The sequence below is a fragment of the Erythrobacter sp. S158 genome (assembly GCF_057364915.1).
The window spans coordinates 1,854,610-1,871,074 of the sequence record NZ_CP200279.1 but is presented as its reverse complement, the minus strand read 5'-3'; the positions used below and the strand labels follow the sequence as shown (position 1 = coordinate 1,871,074).

Sequence of the window (16,465 nt, the reverse complement as noted above, 5' to 3'; positions counted from 1 at the left end):
CGCGCTAAGCGTGTCCGGAGGGAGTGGGAGCAGGGCCATGGGCCTCTCCCATCCGACGCAGCGCCGATACCTTGTCCATGAGCGGGCTCCAATCGTCGCGCTCGTCGATTGCGGACCAGATTGCCTCGACCTCGTCGATGACCATGCTTTGTGGGGCATCGTCCGACCAGTAATGGTGCGCGTCTTCGACTGCTTCGTACTCGCGCAACGCTTCGCCTAATTCGCCCTCCGCGCCGCGCCCGCCACGATGAGCGAAGAAGAAGGCATCGGGCTGCGCCTCGCTCTCACGCATAGCCTTCTCGCAAGCGGCGACGAGCTGCGCATCGGCCTCTGCACCGCGCGGTTTGACGCCCAGCCGCCACGTCCAGCGCCGAGCGACCGCTTCCATGTAGAGCGGCCCGAATCGCTCCATTGCTGCCACCAGCGGCTCGGTGTCGGCAAGCAGCCTCAAAGCCACCGCGAACTGGCCACAATTCCAGTGCAGCGCCTCTGGCTGCCGGCCGAACGCGTAGAGCCCCGCGTGGTCGAAATAGGCAGCGGTGAAGCCCGGCTCCCACTTCGGAAGCCAGCGCCACGGTCCGTAATCGAAGCTTTCACCGGTGATGTTCATGTTGTCAGTGTTGAGCACGCCGTGAACGAAGCCCGCGACCATGTAGCTGGCTGCGAGGTCTGCCATGCGCTCGACCACATTGTGCATCAGGCGCACAGCAGGTTCATCGCGGCCCGGCGCATCGTCTGGCGGAGGCGGGCCGGGGAAATGCTCGAGGCAATAATCGACCAGCGCTTCCATGTGCTCCTTCTCTTCATGCGCGAGAAGGCGTTGGAAGGTGCCGATGCGGATATGCGAATGCGAGAGCCGCACCATCACCGCTGAGCGGGTAGGCGAGGGTTCGTCATCGCGCATCAATTGCTCGCCCGTTTCGATGACCGAGAAGGTCTTCGAGGTGCTCACACCGAGCGCTTCGAGCATCTCTGTCGCCAGTATCTCGCGCACCGCGCCTTTCAGGGTCAAACGACCGTCACCAGCGCGCGAATAGGGTGTCGTTCCCGATCCTTTGGAGCCGAGGTCCATCAGTCGTCCATCGCCATCACGCATCTGCGCGAACAGGAAGCCGCGTCCATCGCCGATTTCAGGATTGTACACGCGGAACTGGTGGCCGTGATATTTGAGCGCGAGCGGCTGCGGCAGGTTGCCTTCCAGCGGCTCGAAGCGTCCGAAATGCTGCGCCCACTGATCGTCGCTTAGGCCCGCGAGGCCGACACTTTGGGCCGCACGATCATTGCGAAACCGAACCTGCGTTTGCGGGAAATCGGCAGCCTTGACCGGCGAAGCGAGCCAGTCGGACAGGGATTGAATTGCAGGGTCAGGGCGGTAGATGGCTGCTTGCGGTTCATCGCTCATGTAGCGATAGTGGGGACAAGCGAGCGAGGGCGCAAGCGCTCTGACGCTCACATAGATTCACCGGAGATTCTCGCCACATCATGGCCAATCCATACGAAGACAAGAGCTGGACGAGTTCGGACGGCCTGTCGCTCCATTATCGCGATTATGCGGGGCCAGATGGCTATGACGGCCTGCCGGTCGTTTGCCTCCACGGCCTCACTCGTAATGCGCGCGATTTTGCCCGACTGGCTGAGCATATCAGCGCGACGCGCCGCGTCATCGTGCCGGAAATGCGCGGGCGCGGTCAGAGCGATTATGCTCCCGATTCCTCGACTTATCACGGCGGCCAGTATGCGCAGGATGTGAAGGCATTGCTCGACGAACTCGGCATCGACAAATTCATCTCTGTCGGCACGTCGATGGGCGGGCTCATCACCATGATCTTCGCCGCCGCCAATCCGGGGCGGCTTGCTGCTGTGGTTATGAACGACATCGGCCCTGAGATAAATCCTGCCGGTATCGAGCGGATCAACGGCTATGTCGGGCAGGGGCGCAGCTATCCCACCTGGGTCCACGCCGCGCGCTCAATGTGTGAAGTACATGGCGAGGCGTTCCCCGATTTCGGGCTCGACCAGTGGCTCGAAATGGCCAAGCGCACTCTGGTGGTCAGCCAGAACGGGCGGATCAGTTACGACTATGACATGGCGATCGCGGAGCCTTTCAAGAAGGCAGACAACGCAACGCCGCCCAATCTGTGGCTCGCCTTCGAGGCCCTGCGCGGAGTGCCCATGTTACTGGTGCGCGGTGAGCTTTCCGATCTGCTGACCCCCGAAACGGTCAGGCAGATGGCAGCGCGCAATCCGGCCATGACCAGCGTGACCGTGCCGCGTGTGGGCCATGCACCCACGCTCGACGAACCCGAGGCGCGTGAGGCGATCGACGCGCTGTTGGCGAAGGTCTAATTCGACAATGCCAAACAAGAAAAGCGCGCCGCGCATCCTGCATTGCCATTCGACGTTTGCTGCCGGCGGCAAGGAGTTGCGCGCGGTCAAGTTGATAAACGCGTTCGGCAAGTCGCTCGATCACACGATCATATCGGGAGAGCCGGATGAGAAGGGCGCAAGGGCGCTCATCAATCGCACCGTCCCGGCGCATTTTCCGACACGCTTCCCCTCGCTCAAGGGCTGGCCGACGCCGGGAAGGCTGGTCGCGATTGCCAAGGCGATCAGCGACTATGACCTTGTGCTCACCTACAATTTCGGTGCGATGGACGTGGTGATGGCGCACACCGTCTTTGGTGAGGCGCTCGGTCTGCCGCCGCTCATCCATCATGAGGATGGCTTCAACGAGGACGAAGCAAGCGAGCTCAAAACGCGCCGCAACTGGTATCGCCGGATTGCCACGGGGCGCACACATGCGATGGTTGTGCCCAGCCGCACGCTCGAGAAAATCGCCGTCGAGACGTGGAAGCAACCGCCTGCGCGGGTGCAGCGTATTCCCAACGGCATCGACACCAAGGCCTTCGGCAAGCGCCCCAAGCCCGGCGGCTTTCGCGTAGTGAAGCGCGAGGGAGAGCGCTGGATCGGGACGCTTGCGGGGCTTCGTCCGGTGAAGCAGCTCGACAAGCTGGTGAAAGCCTGCGCCGATCTGCCGGAAAACTGGCATCTCGTGATCCTCGGGGATGGTCCCGAAAAAGACGCGATCCGCGCCGCTGCCGATGCGCACGAGATCAGCCACCGCGTTCACCTGCCCGGCGCTGTTGAAGACCCGGCCAAGCTGATCGGGATGTTCGATATCTTCGCCCTGTCTTCCAAGAGCGAGCAATTCCCGATCTCAGTGGTCGAAGCGATGGCGGCAGGGCTGCCGGTGGCCGCTCCCGATGTGGGCGATGTAAAGTCCATCGTCGCCGAGGCTAATCGCCCATTCATCGCCGCTCCGGGCAGCACCGATGCGCTGGCCGCGATGCTTAGCGAACTAGTCGCAAACGAGGCTCTGCGCGCTGATATTGGCGCTGCCAACAAGGCCAAGGCGCGCGAGCAATATGACGAAGCGCAGATGATTGAGGCCTATCGCTCGCTCTATTGGGGGGCTTTAGGCCGCGATACCTAAGTAGCGGGGCGACCTGCCAACCGGTGAGAGGCAGGTTTGAGCCATTGCGCAAGCCCCTCGCGCTCCCTAAAAGCCCGCCCAAAGATTGAAAACGACTAACAAGGATCATCGCCAAGTGGCGCGCACTCCGACTGACAAGAACAAAAACCAGCCAGGCAGCCCATCGCGCGAGGACGAAATCCTCATGCGCGAGATCGACGAGGCGGTGCGGCAGGACGACACCAAGGAATTCTTCCAGAAATACGGCGTGCCCCTCGGCCTCGCGATCTCGCTGCTGCTGGCTGGCATGTTCGGATTCTACTTCTGGGATGGCCGCAACGAGGCTGCGCTTGAGCGCCAGTCCGAGCAGATCATCAGCGCGCTCGATTCTGTCGACGTGAACGACTTCGAAGGCGCATCGGAGAAGGTCGATGGGCTGGTCGATGAGGGGTCTATTGGCGCCCGCACCTCGGCCAAGTTCCTCCAGGCGGCAGCCGCCCTGGAAGAGGGCAATCAGGCCAAGGCCGTCGAGCTTTACGCCAGCATTGCGGCTGACCCCGAAACCCCGGGGCCACTGCGCAACCTGGCAGTCATCCGCGAAGTTTCGACCAATTTCGACGAGCGCGATCCGGCTGACGTAATCGCCAAGCTCAGCGACCTCGCTGTGCCCGGCAACCCCTATTTCGGCAGCGCAGGCGAACTTACCGCGATCGCCCACCTTGAGGCGGGTAACCGCGACGAAGCAGGCGCCCTGTTTGCCGAGATGGCGAATGACGAGGCGTTGCCAGAGACGCTTCGTTCACGTGCGCGCCAGATGGCTGGGCTATTAGGGGTCGATGCAATTGAAGATGTCGAGCAATTGCTCGAAGATGAAGGCGTTACTCCGGCTGAAGGGCCCGCTGAATAAGCGAGGAGCCGGTAGGTGCCCAAAACATAAGAATACAAGTTTGGACGGACGGTGCGAATTATGAAGTATAACAAGCGTTTAAGCGGCGCTATCGTGGCTGGCGCGCTGGCTATGGTGCTGACCGGCTGCGGAGGGGACAACAAGACCACGCCGACGATTGGTGAGCGTATGCCAATCCTGTCGCGGATTGAAACCGGCGCGACTGTCGATCCTGCGCTTGCCAGCGTGACTGTGGTATTGCCGCCGGAACAGGTGAATTCCGAATGGGCACAGGTCGGAGGTTCGGCGAGCAAGTCGTACGGCCATCTGGCACTGCCTGAAAACCCGACAAAGGCTTGGACCGCTCGCATCGCGGGTTCGAGCGACAAGGAGCGCCTTGCGGCCGCTCCGGTGATCGGCAGCAATATGTTGTTTGCGGTGGGTTCTGACGGCGTCATCCACGCATTCGACAAGAAGTCGGGTTCGCGCATGTGGGAATTCGACGACGACGAGATGGACGATGATATGCGGCCATCCGCCTTTGGCGGCGGCGTCAGCTATGACAGTGGCCGGGTCTACGCGACCAACGGCGCAGGCGATGCCAAGGCTCTGGATGCCCAGTCCGGTACGATGATCTGGAAGACGACGCCTTCCGGCCCGCTGCGCGGTTCACCGACCATCGCCTTTGGGCAGGTCTACGTGATGACGCAGGACAACCAAATCATCGCGCTCAACACCGAGAATGGCGAGCTGCTCTGGAACGAGTCGGGTTCATCGGCACAGTCCGGCGTCTTCGGCGTCGCTGCTCCGGCAGCGGGACAGGGCACGGTGATCGCGGGGTATTCCTCGGGCGAACTGTCGGCCTATCGCTATGAGAATGGCCGCACTCTTTGGGCGGACGCTCTGGCGCGCACGAACATCTCGACCGTTGTGAGCTCGCTCACCGACATCGATGCTGACCCGATCATCGATTCGGGCCGTGTCTATGCACTGGGGCAGGGCGGTCGTATGGCCGCTTACGAGCTCGTCACCGGGCAGCGTATCTGGGAGCTCAACCTTGCGGGCATTTCCACCCCGGCGATTGCGGGTGAGTGGATCTTCACTCTGACCGACGATGCGCGCCTTTTGGCGATTGCTCGTTCGACGGGCCGCGTGCGCTGGATCACTCAGCTTGCCCCGTTCCGCAATGTCGAGAAAAAGAAGGACCCGATCTTCTGGACCGGTCCTGTTCTCGCTGGCGGCAATCTGTGGGTTGCAAGCTCCGAAGGCGAGGTTTGGAAGGTGAGCGCGGGCGAAGGTTCGGCGCAGCTGTTTGCCGACGTCAAGGAAGCGATCAGCCTGCCGCCGGTCGTTGCCGACAACATGCTCTATATCCTCGACGATTCGGGTACCATCCACGCCTGGCGCTGACGGCTTTGCCGCTCGGCCTTTCGCAGTCCAAAGACTGGACGTTAACCTTTGTGCCGGTGCCGTCTCCTTGCGGCACGCGGGCGTCTTGGTGGGCGGAGAATTAACCCTTTGGCGTTAAGCGCCTGAGGGCAATGAGCGCAGAATCTCATCCCGCATCGGCGTCAACGCCGCTGAACCTGCCCAAGAGCGATGTCTCTTCGGGTGTGGGGCTTGCGGGTCTGCTGGGCCTGATGCTGTGGATCCTGTTCTGCCGCACCTTTCCCGTAATTGCCGAAACACTGGGCCTGGGAAGCGGCTATGGCGTTCTTTCAGGACCATACGCGGCGCTAACAGCGATGGCATTCACTGCGGGACCGATGGCGATCTGGTCGCTGCTCGTCGACACGGTGCATCTGCGCGTGTCGACCGGGCTCGACTGGAGCATCCGGCGCAGTGTCGAGGATGTGCTGCCTGTCTCGACCGTCAAGATCGTTGGCCTTTGGGCCACTTGGGCGATCATCGCTGCGCTGTATTGCCTGTGCCGCTGGTACTGGGACGGAAACTACCTCTTCGCGATGGAGGTGCTCGGTTTCCTGATCGTGCCAATGGTGGTGCTCTCGGTGCCCTACATCATCTGGCTCGATCGGTTCATGACCGACCAGCGCGACAGCACCTGGCATTTCGGGGCAGCCTTGTTGGGCCGTGAAGGAGTCGATCTCGATCAAGTCAAAAAGCACTGGCGCGCGTGGATCATCAAGGCGTTTTTCGGTGCGTTCATGATCTCGATCCTGCCGCCGGGTTTCGCTTTCATCGTAGAGGCCGATCCGGCAGCGATTATCGCCAATCCATTCGATTTCGGAATGCTGCTGATCACGCTGCTATTCGTCGTCGATGTGCAGATCGGGACGGTCGGCTATCTTTTCACGCTGCGCCCGCTCGATGCTCATATTCGCTCGGGCAATCCCTTCGTAGCAGGCTGGCTTGCAGCGCTTCTCTGCTATCCGCCGTTCGTGTGGGGGATCATCGGCAATAGCGGTCAGATCCTGAGTTATGAGGGCGCGACTGCAGGCTGGGGACACTGGATGGCAGGGCAACCGGCTTTGCTGTGGTTATGGGCTGCGTGGCTCGTATTTCTGACAGCGATTTATGCCTGGGCGACGGTTGTGTTCGGCATCCGCTTTTCCAACCTCACCTATCGCGGCGTGCTCACCAACGGGCCGTATCGCTTCACCCGTCACCCGGCTTACTTGTCGAAGAACCTTTTCTGGTGGTGCTCGGTCATGCCGTTCCTTGTCACAAACGGATCGGCAGTCGATGCAATCCGCAACACCTTCTTCTTGGCTGTGGTGAACGCGATCTATTATTGGCGCGCCCGGACCGAGGAAGCACACTTGTTGGCCGAGGACCCCAAGTACCGCGAATACTACGATTGGATGGAAGTGAACGGCCTTGTCACCGCGCCGCTCGCCCGGTTGAAGCGCAAGCTGGTCGGTCGGATCAGCGGCGGTAAGCGTGCCTCTGGCAAGCCCGAAGCGGGCCTTCAGGAGCCAGCCGAGTAGTCGGGATCAGAGGTAGAAACCCTCGTCGGTTTCATGTGCAACAAGGTCTCGTTCAGACACCGCAAGCGCGGAAACCTGTGCGCGCCATTCGGCGATGTGGGCCGTGCGAAAATGCGCTTCGAGCGCGGCGCGGTCGCGCCATTTTTCGCACACCCGCACCAGCCCCTCGTCGATCACGTCGAGCGCATAGGCGTATTCAATACAGCCTTCCTCGCGGCGGCTGGCGGTGATCATCTCTTCCATCACCGGACGCACGACCTCGACCATGCTGGGCGGGATGCGGAAACTCCCGATAACGACGATCACAAAACTCTCCCCCCTGCAGCCCGCCAGGACGCGGGCTGCAGGAAGCTTAAGAGCGAAGCGCCTGAAATGCTATCACTTTTGACGCGCGACTAACCGAAGTGAGTGTTGTGTCCGGCCAGATTGTCGGCCTGCCAATGCTCGGCCGTGAAGAAGTGCCCGTTCTTGCTGGCCGGGTCGATGACGACGGCGTTGAAGTTGCCGTAGAGATGCGGAAACTGGGTGCCATCGCGCGGATCGCGCAGGTTCATGAGCGCGCCGGCACTGCCGCCGAAACGGTATGTGCGATAGTACGGTCCGTAGAAAAACAGGGCATGCGTACCGTTGGGGTGCACGACAGCTGCGTCGATATCTCCTCTGACTCCGCCCCAACCAGACGAACCGATCGTGCGAACGTCGCCATGATCGACACGGTCAATCCCGGCGCTGGGGTCAAAGCGCCAGTAGCGGTTGCCTTTGAAGAAATAGATCTTCCCGTTTTTCGGGTGGAGCAGGGCGGCATCGACATTTGTGGGCACCCCCTGCCAACCATCTTTGCCGATCTTGCGCACATTGGTGTGGTCGACTGCATTCTTTGCCGGGTCATAGCGCCAATAACGGTCGCCCTTGAAGAAATAGATCTTGCCGTTGGGATGATTGACAGCCGCGTCCGGGAAGGCGGGCACACCTTTGTAACGACCCGTGGCATTGCCTTTGGGAAGGGGGATCATAGCAGCGGTCTTGGTCCGCACCCGCTCACGATAGACCAGGAATTGTTCGACGTTCTCAGCGCTCTTGTAAGCGCGATCGGGTTCTGCACCTGCAAAGGCGAGTGCGAGGTTTTCGCCGTAGATCGTATTCCCGGCGGAATCTTTCTGGTCCCTCGTCCCCACTCCGCCAATCGCGTGGCAAAGTTCATGGGCGATAATGCTGGCGCGGTAGTGATCCTGAGACACCTGCAGCGGGCTGTTTTTCTCACGTTCGGCGTTGAACCATTTCGGGCAAAGATGAAATCTGCGTGGGCGCACGCCGCCTAATGTCTGGAACGCGGTGTATCCATCCGCACACCCTCGCGCGCGCCGGCCTGTTGCGGGACGGCAGCGGATGTTAAGGCCCTTGTCGATGCGCTGAAATATCTCGTTGAAGCGCAATTCGAGCCGCTGCAGCATCTGTTCGGGATTATCGTCATCCCAGCCGAACCAGATTGGAAAACTGCGCCCGAAGCTTTCGTAATAGGCGCGCTTAACCCGGTCCATCCCTTCGCCAACGCCGCCGCCCGCGAGCCTGATCTTGCTCAATTCGTTGCTGGCATCCTTCGCCATATCGCGGCAGATTTTGATGGCTTTTTCCACCACAGGGCGCGGTGAATTGGTATCAATATGCGCTTCGGCTTGTCGGATGAAAGTAATATTGTGATCGGACATTGTATTCCCCCATTTGCTTTAAGGAGGTGCACAATTGTCAGCTACTCAATCTAAATAATTGTATTCAAACGGCAAAATTATATAAATTAGTCAGTCATTTTAGTTAGTCGAAACTTACCTTTTCAGGGGGGGCTTCTTCGAAATATTGGCTGATGAGACTAAATGCGACCAATCACATCAGGGGCGAACCGTCATCGGCCTGGTACTTGGCGAGTTCGGTGATCTCGATGTCAAGGCCTTGGAGGGCTTGCTGGAACTTGGCCATGTGCGGTGTCTGGAAGTGAATTGCGAGCGCAGCATCATCGACCCACTTTTCGACGATCACGAATTTCGAAGGATCGAGGATATCGACTGCATAGGAGTATCCAAGGCACCCTTCCTCAGCGCGCGACGCCTCGACCATGGCGCGGAATGCGTCGCGGCCTGCATCCAGCGCGCCTTCGCCAAGGTTCGCCTCGGCCAGAACTATCAGCATGTTCTCTCTCCCTCTCCGCCCTCAAGGGGGAACCGCCGCTCAGAACGAGTATTTATAGACGCGCGAGACGTCCTCGTTCCATTCGCCGTGATAGGCGTCGAGCAGCCGTTGTGCAGGCACTTTACCTGTCGATACGATTTCGTCGAGGGTCTCGAGATATCCGGTCTCGTTGTCGCCGCTCGCATTGAGTTTGCCGCGTGCGGCGAGGCCCTTATGCGCGATCTTCAGAGCTTCGCGGCCAAGGTCCTGCATCGTCCCGCCTCCGGGGATCGGAGCCTGCAGCCCGAGTTTCGGTGCGTCGGTGCGCAGCTTCTCGCGCTCTTCCATCGTCCAGTCCTTGACCAGGTCCCATGCAGCATCGAGCGCGCCCTGATCGTAGAGAAGGCCAACCCACAAGGCAGGCAGCGCGCAGATCCGGCTCCACGGCCCGCCATCGGCTCCGCGCATCTCGAGGAAGCTTTTCAGGCGCACCTCGGGGAAGGCGGTCGAAAGGTGGTCCCACCAGTCGCTCGCCGTCGGACGCTCACCGGGAAGGACGGACAGCTTGCCGTCCATGAAGTCGCGGAAGGAGAGGCCGGCTGCGTCGATATACTTCCCGTTGCGGAACACGAAATACATCGGCACGTCGAGCATATACTCGGCCCAGCGTTCGTAGCCGAAGCCATCCTCGAATACGAAGGGCAGCATGCCGGTGCGATGCGGGTCGGTGTCTGACCAGATGTGGCTGCGGTAGGAAAGGTATCCGTTAGGCTTGCCCTCGGTGAAGGGCGAGTTCGCGAACAGAGCGGTCGCAAGCGGTTGCAGCGCGAGGCCGACGCGGAACTTCTTCGCCATGTCGGCTTCGGAAGAATAGTCGAGATTGACCTGGATCGTGCAGGTCCGCAGCATCATGTCGAGACCCAGATTGCCCACCTTGGGCATGTGGTTCATCATGATTTTGTAGCGGCCCTTGGGCATGACCGGCAGCTCTTCGCGCGTCTTGTCGGGCCACATGCCAAGGCCAAGATAGCCCACGCCGCAACGCTCACCGATTTCCTTCACCTGCGCCAGATGCCGCCCGGTTTCGTTGCAGGTTTCGTGCAGGGTTTCGAGCGGTGCGCCTGACAGTTCGAGCTGGCCCGCAGGTTCAAGGCTGACCGTGCCGTCCGCGCCTTTCATGGCGATGACGTGCCCGTTCTCCTCAATCGGCTCCCACCCGAATTCGCGAAGGCTCATCAGGATGTCGCGGATGCCTGCGTCTTCGTCATAGGACGGGGCGTGCTTATCACCTGTATGATAGACGAACTTCTCGTGCTCGGTCCCGATGCGCCAGTCCGCCTTCGGCTTTTCACCGGCCCGCATCGGGGCGGTAAGGTCGTCCATCCCTTCGAGGATAGGCTCGTCGGCAGAGGATGCTTCGCGTGTGCTCATTCAGGCTCTCTTTCGAAGGTTGCCCTATAAAACGGAATTGATGGTGGGAAGTGTAATCTGCGTTTGAGCGGACAAAGCCAATCTATGGTTCGCCCACATCGGGCCAGTCGCCCGCTTCGGCCATCCATACAGAAAGCGCAGCAATCGCAGCGGTTTCGCCGCGCAAGATACGCGGGCCAAGCGAAATGGCGCGCGCCAGCGGGTGAGCGCGGATCGCGGCGCGCTCTGTATCGTCGAAGCCGCCTTCCGGGCCGATCAGGATAGCGGCCGGACCTTCGTGAAAGCAGAACGCATCGGCAGCGTGTTCGCCGCCTTCCTCGTCTGCAAAGAAAATCGCGCGCTCACTTGGCCAGTCGGCAAGGAGAGCGTCGAGCTTCACCGGTTCGGCGATGTCCGGCAGCGCGGTGCGCGCGCATTGCTCGGCGGCTTCGGTCGCGATGGTGCGCGCGCGTTCCATGTTGAGCTTGTCCGCGACACAGCGGCGGGTGATCATCGGTTGGATGCGCGCTGCGCCCAACTCGGTTGCCTTTTCGAGAACGAGGTCGAAGCGGTCCTTTTTGAGCAGGGCAGGGCACAGCCACAGGTCGGGTACTTCTTCGCGGGGGCGTAGATGGTCGGTGACGGTCAGGCCGACACGGCGCTTTTCAACCTGCCCAACCCGCGCCGCCCATTCGCCGGTGATGTTGTCGCAAAGGATCACCGTATCGCCCGGCGACACGCGCATGACTTTGCCGAGATAATGCGCCTGATTGCCTTCGAGTGCGAGAATGCGTCCGGCGCCAAGCTCGTCCTCGACGAACAGGCGCGGCGCGGATTTCGGGGGCCAGGCGGGAGTAGCGGGCATGGCTTTGCCCCTAGGCGCGGTCGTGGCTAGGGTGCAAGCCATGACCGCGCGGATCTGCCAATTTCTCATTGCCATCGTGTTTCTGGGATTGGGCGGCTGGGCGCTGCTTGCCCCGTCGAGCGTGATCGAGCTCGCCCTGACCGAACCCTACCGCGAAAACACCTTCGTAACCCGCTTCATGATGGCCTGTTTCGGAGCGCAGGCGGTGATGTTCGGGATTATGGCGCTGGTGGTGAAATGGGGCTCGCGCGCGTTCGCGACCTTCGCCGTGGTGCTGCTGCCGTTCTTCGTCTTCAACTGGTACTTTCATTACGAAATGCCAGTCTTGACCTCGATCGGGATGCTCGATTTCGCAGGCAACTTGACCATGTTCGTCGCCTGCGTCATCGGCTGGCGCGCAGCGAAGCTCGATGAGCAAGACAGCCAGGGAATTAGAAGCCTGTGACAGCCGACATCGTTCCAGACACAGAGCATCGCGGGCTGATCGAGCGTCTGCCGCAATTGCCGCGTAATCTGGCGCAGCTTGCGCGTTTCGACCGACCGATTGGTTGGTGGTTATTGCTATGGCCGTGCGTCTTCGGAGTGTGGCTTGCGGGCGCAGGGCCGCAACTTGCGCTCATCGGCTGGTTCCTGCTCGGCGCCATCGCGATGCGCGGAGCAGGGTGCGTCTACAACGATATCGTCGATGCAAAGCTCGATGCGAGCGTCGCGCGCACGGCTGCGCGCCCGGTGGCAAGCGGGCGGGTGAGCAGGAAGGTCGCCTGGGGCTGGCTTATTGTACTGTGTCTCATCGGCCTCGTCGTGCTGCTGCAATTGCGGCTGGAGGCGCAGATTGTTGCTCTCACCAGTCTTGCTCTAGTTGCCGCCTATCCCTTCATGAAGCGGATCACATGGTGGCCGCAGGCTTGGCTCGGCATGGTGTTCAATTGGGGGCTGCTGGTCGGGTGGACGCAAATGCGCTTCGACAATTGGGACGCGCTTGCCGCAATTTATGCGGGCTGCATCTGCTGGGTGATCGGATACGACACGATCTACGCGCTGCAGGACCGCGAAGACGATGCGCTGGTCGGCATCAAGTCGAGCGCGCTTCGCATGGGCGAGAGCTTTCGAGGAGGCATCGCCGCATTCTACACCGCAACCATCGGGCTGTGGGGGCTGGGGGTATGGCTTTACCGCCCGGACATGTTCGCGTTGCTCGCACTTTTGCCGGTGGCGTTTCACCTCATGTGGCAGGTTGCGACGCTCGATCCTGACGACCCTGCCAACCCGCTAGCGCGTTTTCGCTCGAACCGGTGGGCGGGCGCGCTGATGGCGATTGCTTGCTTCATCATCGGCAATGCAGGAGCGACCTAATGTGCAACCTCTACCGCATGACCAAGAACGTGGACGAGGTCGCCAAGTGGTTTGACGCCATCGCCGCGCAGGGCGGGGCGAATTTCGGCGAAGAGGTTTATCCGGGCTATCCCGGCCTCGTGGTTGCGGGCGTTGAAGTTACCAAAATGAGCTGGGGGTTCCCGCTGGTGATGAAGGGCAAGAGCGGCCAGCCGCTTAAACCCAAACCGGTCAACAACGCCCGCACCGACAAACTCGACAGTTTCTTCTGGCGTTATTCCTTCGAGGAGCGCCGCTGCCTCATCCCGGTCAGCGCATGGGCCGAAGCGCAGGGGGCGAAGGGGGCCAAGACGCGTACATGGATGTCGCTGCCCGATGCCGACCTGTTTGCCGTTGCAGGCGTGTGGCGCGACAGCGACGAGTTTGGGCTGTGCTATTCGATGGTGATGACCGACAGCGCCGGATCGGCCAGCGAAGAGGTGCATAGCCGAATGCCGGTGCTGCTTTCGCCGGAAAACTACGAGGGCTGGGTGTCGGGATCACCCGATGAAGCAAAAGCTCTCTGCACAGCTTGGACCGGCGATCTCAATATCGATCGGACGGACCAGGCCTGGACGCGGGGAGCGGCCAGCCAGAAGTCCTTGCTCTGATCGGGCTTGGAAGGGGCTTTGAACATCGGTTCGCGCAGGATCGGTTCGTTCATGACGCTTCTCCTGCATAGCTTACGACTTCGAATTCGATGCCGTCCCAGTCGAAGAAGTAGAACCTTTTGCCCGGGTCGTAATCGTCATGCCCGAACGGTTCGAGGCCGGCGGTAATTAGCACTTTCTCCGCCGCGTCGAGGTCGTCGACCAGCAGGCCGACATGGTTCAGAGGCTGGCCCTTGGAATAGCGGCGGTCACCCTTGGCAATTGGGCCTGCGCGCACATCGTCATTGGTGTAGAGCGCCATATAAGTCGCGCCGTTGCCGGGTTGGCCGACATGGATCGTGTCGCCGCCCATCTGCGAATGGCCGCTCCAGCGTTCCTCCCAGCCAAGCATCTGCTTGAAAAGCTCGGCGCTGCGGGCAGGGTTGGTGACGGTCAGGTTGGCGTGTTCGATTGTTCCTGTCGGCATAACAAGGCTCCTTTCGTGCGGTTCGGTCGATCCGGGCGCCTCGGAAGGACGCAGCGAATCATCGTCGCCATTTACTCTGCAACCTCAACCTAACTTGAGATCAAGCTATTTCTGCGCTATCAGGCGGGTCATGGTGAAAACCCTCTCCTCCAAGGACCTCATCCCCATCGGCGAGATGGCGCGGCGAACCGGGTTGTCGGTCTCCGCGATCCGCTTTTATGAGGACAAGGGGTTGGTCGAACCCGTGCGCACCGGTGGCAATCAACGCCGCTTCCTGCGCTCCGATATCCGCCGGTTGAGCTTCATCCTCATCGCGCAGCAACTCGGCCTGAGCCTTGGCGAGATCGATGAGGTGATGTGCGGCCTTCCCTATGGCCGCACGCCCAATGCGCGCGACTGGAAGGCGATCAGCGCAAAGATCCGCGACCGGATCGAGGCGCGCATTAGGGAGCTTGAGCGAACCCGCGACAGCCTCGACGGCTGCATCGGCTGCGGGTGTCTCAGTCTTGAGAAATGCGCGATCTACAATCCGGGCGACAAGCTCGGCGAAGAAGGTCCGGGGCCGCGGCAGGTGCTGGTGGATTAGGCGCCGGGGCCAAGATCCGGATCAAGATCGCGGGGCCGCGCAAAATGAATGAGCTTGGCGCAGCGCGGCTTCAGCTTGGACCAGCTTTCGATATCGCATTCGAGCACGGCAAAGGTCGCGGTCGGGAACTTCACCACGGCTTCGCGAAAGAGGTCGTTTTCATGACTTGGCGACACGAGGTCGAGCACCACTTCCTGCATTCCGGGATTGTGACCTGACAGCAGAATCGAATGCGCCTCGTCCTCGCCTTCGCCCGCATGTGCCTGCGCGACTTCGAGGATGGTGTCGGAGCTCGCCAGATAGAGCCGCTCGTCATAGATCGCGGGCATTTCCGGAACTGCGCCCTTGAGCGTGTCGACCACGCGCACCGCAGGGCTTCCGATCAGGCGGTCCCACTCGACCCCGTGCGCGCGGATGTGGTCGCCCATCACGGTTGCGCCCTTGATGCCGCGTTCGTTCAGGCCGCGGTCGAAGTCGCGCTGCGCTCCGTCGCCCCAATCGCTTTTGGCATGCCGGAAAAGGCCAAGAAGTTTCGCCAAGTGCCTAGAATCCCCACCATAGGTGCAGCCCGTCGCTGCGCCGCCGCTTTGCACGTTCTACACCATGCCATGCAATCCCCCATGTGAAAATGCGGCAGCCTGTCGTCGGCGCCAGTCTGGGGAGAGCGCCGCGGAAGACTGCCGCATCGGCGGGCCACACGAGGAGAGCGGTTGCCCGTATCTGTGAAAAGGTCAGGTGGTGGGAGCCGCCGGTGGCTCGCTTTCGCGCGTCCCCCACATGATCACCGGCTTGGCATTCCGGCGGAAACGCTCGGCGTAATTGGGGTGCTCGGTCCCCATCCAGCGATCCCACCAGGTGAAGTAGAAGCCGTAATTGTAGCGGCCTTCGGAGTGGTGGAGGTCGTGGTGAGTGGTGGTGCTGATCCAGCTGGTCAGCTTGTTGTCGACCCAGCCTGCCGGGAACAGCTCGCTGCCCGCATGGGCCATCACGTTGCGGATGATCATGTGCCACATGAAGAGAAACACCGCGAAGCCTGCATATGCGATACCGAACTGGCTGGTGATGAACAGGAAGAGCGGCATGTAGGCGGCTTCGAACGCGGCTTCCCAGGTGGAAAAGCTGTAGGCGGCCCACGGCGTCGGCGTGCGCGACTTGTGGTGGTGCAGGTGGGTCGTGCGGAACAGGCGCTTGGAATGCATCGCGCGGTGGATCCAGTAGAAATAGGCATCGTGGACGAGCACGATCAGCGCGAATTGCCACGCAACGACGAGCAGGCTCGCTCCATCGAGCTTGAGAGCAATCCACCCCATCTCGCGCCCGACAAGCGTTGCCAATGTCATGAAGGCAAAGACCAGAACCGTGCGCATCGAGGAGAAGAACTCGCGCCGGTAATCGCGCCCGCTTGCCCGCCGGTTCTGGATGCGGCGATTGTCTGCCCATACTTTGACGACGATCAGAAACGCGCTCAGCACCCCGGCCGCGATCAGGTAGCGGCTGAAATCGAAATAGAGCACATCGGCAAAATGGTTCGCGACCTTGGCGAGCGCATATTCGAAAGAGCCCTTTTCAGCCGTTTCGGGAACCGGAATGATCATGCGTCAGATGTCCTTCATGCAAGTGATGCGGACTGTCTTGCCAAACCCGGCTTTCGCAGGCTCGTCTGTATCAGAAAATGCCGGTCTTTTTCGAA

Annotated in this window: 18 protein-coding genes; 9 read left to right on the top strand and 9 right to left on the bottom strand. The window is 61.0% G+C overall.

Annotated features, from left to right (window positions below; translation table 11 throughout):
* Positions 1-4: 4 nt before the first annotated feature.
* Positions 5-1,402, bottom strand: a complete 1,398-nt coding sequence (locus AC0V6T_RS09215) for a protein adenylyltransferase SelO family protein (RefSeq protein WP_486126254.1) — start codon at positions 1,400-1,402, stop codon at positions 5-7.
* Positions 1,403-1,482: 80 nt separating this feature from the next.
* Here AC0V6T_RS09215 and AC0V6T_RS09210 point away from each other — a divergent pair, with 80 nt between their 5' ends.
* The 5 genes from AC0V6T_RS09210 to AC0V6T_RS09190 all read left to right on the top strand — a co-directional run bounded on the left by AC0V6T_RS09210 (position 1,483) and on the right by AC0V6T_RS09190 (position 7,306).
* Positions 1,483-2,346, top strand: a complete 864-nt coding sequence (locus tag AC0V6T_RS09210) for an alpha/beta fold hydrolase (protein WP_486126252.1) — start codon at positions 1,483-1,485, stop codon at positions 2,344-2,346.
* A gap of 7 nt (positions 2,347-2,353) precedes the next feature.
* On the top strand, positions 2,354-3,493 hold the full coding sequence (locus AC0V6T_RS09205) for a glycosyltransferase family 4 protein (protein WP_486126250.1): 1,140 nt from the start codon (positions 2,354-2,356) through the stop codon (positions 3,491-3,493).
* A gap of 115 nt (positions 3,494-3,608) precedes the next feature.
* A complete protein-coding gene (locus AC0V6T_RS09200; protein WP_486126248.1) occupies positions 3,609-4,379 on the top strand; it encodes a tetratricopeptide repeat protein in 771 nt (256 codons plus the stop codon).
* Positions 4,380-4,439: 60 nt separating this feature from the next.
* Positions 4,440-5,768, top strand: coding sequence for an outer membrane protein assembly factor BamB family protein (locus AC0V6T_RS09195; protein ID WP_486126246.1), 1,329 nt, complete (start codon positions 4,440-4,442; stop codon positions 5,766-5,768).
* A gap of 131 nt (positions 5,769-5,899) precedes the next feature.
* Complete coding sequence (locus AC0V6T_RS09190) at positions 5,900-7,306, top strand: methyltransferase family protein (protein ID WP_486126244.1); 1,407 nt, start codon at positions 5,900-5,902, stop codon at positions 7,304-7,306.
* 6 nt (positions 7,307-7,312) lie between these two features.
* Here the strand turns inward: AC0V6T_RS09190 and AC0V6T_RS09185 are convergent, their stop codons facing one another.
* The 5 genes from AC0V6T_RS09185 to AC0V6T_RS09165 form a co-directional block, all read right to left on the bottom strand.
* Entirely contained in the window at positions 7,313-7,612 is a 300-nt protein-coding gene (locus tag AC0V6T_RS09185; protein ID WP_486126242.1) for a putative quinol monooxygenase, read from the bottom strand.
* 89 nt (positions 7,613-7,701) lie between these two features.
* Positions 7,702-9,012: a hemopexin repeat-containing protein gene (locus tag AC0V6T_RS09180; RefSeq protein ID WP_486126240.1), complete on the bottom strand. Its 1,311-nt coding sequence runs from the start codon at positions 9,010-9,012 to the stop codon at positions 7,702-7,704.
* 172 nt (positions 9,013-9,184) lie between these two features.
* Positions 9,185-9,487 carry a putative quinol monooxygenase gene (locus AC0V6T_RS09175; RefSeq protein WP_486126238.1) on the bottom strand — a complete coding sequence of 101 codons (303 nt, stop codon included), beginning with the start codon at positions 9,485-9,487 and terminating at the stop codon, positions 9,185-9,187.
* 39 nt (positions 9,488-9,526) lie between these two features.
* Complete coding sequence (locus tag AC0V6T_RS09170) at positions 9,527-10,897, bottom strand: glutamate--cysteine ligase (protein ID WP_486126236.1); 1,371 nt, start codon at positions 10,895-10,897, stop codon at positions 9,527-9,529.
* A gap of 82 nt (positions 10,898-10,979) precedes the next feature.
* A complete protein-coding gene (locus AC0V6T_RS09165; RefSeq protein WP_486126234.1) occupies positions 10,980-11,741 on the bottom strand; it encodes a 16S rRNA (uracil(1498)-N(3))-methyltransferase in 762 nt (253 codons plus the stop codon).
* On the opposite strand from AC0V6T_RS09165, the gene AC0V6T_RS09160 reads away from it, so the two are divergent.
* The 3 genes from AC0V6T_RS09160 to AC0V6T_RS09150 are packed head-to-tail and all read left to right on the top strand — an operon-like array spanning position 11,740 to position 13,723.
* On the top strand, positions 11,740-12,186 hold the full coding sequence (locus AC0V6T_RS09160) for a hypothetical protein (protein ID WP_486126232.1): 447 nt from the start codon (positions 11,740-11,742) through the stop codon (positions 12,184-12,186). The genes AC0V6T_RS09165 and AC0V6T_RS09160 overlap by 2 nt on opposite strands.
* Positions 12,183-13,094 (top strand): 4-hydroxybenzoate octaprenyltransferase, encoded by a 912-nt coding sequence (gene ubiA, locus AC0V6T_RS09155; protein ID WP_486126230.1) that lies wholly within the window; start codon positions 12,183-12,185, stop codon positions 13,092-13,094. The genes AC0V6T_RS09160 and ubiA overlap by 4 nt, the downstream gene beginning before the upstream one ends.
* The gene (locus AC0V6T_RS09150; protein WP_486126228.1) at positions 13,094-13,723 is read left to right on the top strand and encodes an SOS response-associated peptidase; all 630 of its coding nucleotides are present in this window, start codon (positions 13,094-13,096) and stop codon (positions 13,721-13,723) included. The genes ubiA and AC0V6T_RS09150 overlap by 1 nt, the downstream gene beginning before the upstream one ends.
* Before the next feature lie 49 nt (positions 13,724-13,772).
* Here AC0V6T_RS09150 and AC0V6T_RS09145 read toward each other — a convergent pair whose 3' ends face one another.
* A complete protein-coding gene (locus tag AC0V6T_RS09145; RefSeq protein ID WP_486126226.1) occupies positions 13,773-14,189 on the bottom strand; it encodes a VOC family protein in 417 nt (138 codons plus the stop codon).
* 130 nt (positions 14,190-14,319) lie between these two features.
* On the opposite strand from AC0V6T_RS09145, the gene soxR reads away from it, so the two are divergent.
* On the top strand, positions 14,320-14,775 hold the full coding sequence (gene soxR, locus AC0V6T_RS09140) for a redox-sensitive transcriptional activator SoxR (protein WP_486126224.1): 456 nt from the start codon (positions 14,320-14,322) through the stop codon (positions 14,773-14,775).
* Here the strand turns inward: soxR and AC0V6T_RS09135 are convergent.
* On the bottom strand, positions 14,772-15,314 hold the full coding sequence (locus tag AC0V6T_RS09135; RefSeq protein ID WP_486126222.1) for a SixA phosphatase family protein: 543 nt from the start codon (positions 15,312-15,314) through the stop codon (positions 14,772-14,774). The genes soxR and AC0V6T_RS09135 overlap by 4 nt on opposite strands.
* 192 nt (positions 15,315-15,506) lie before the next feature.
* On the bottom strand, positions 15,507-16,370 hold the full coding sequence (locus AC0V6T_RS09130) for a sterol desaturase family protein (RefSeq protein WP_486126220.1): 864 nt from the start codon (positions 16,368-16,370) through the stop codon (positions 15,507-15,509).
* Positions 16,371-16,465 lie beyond the last annotated feature (95 nt).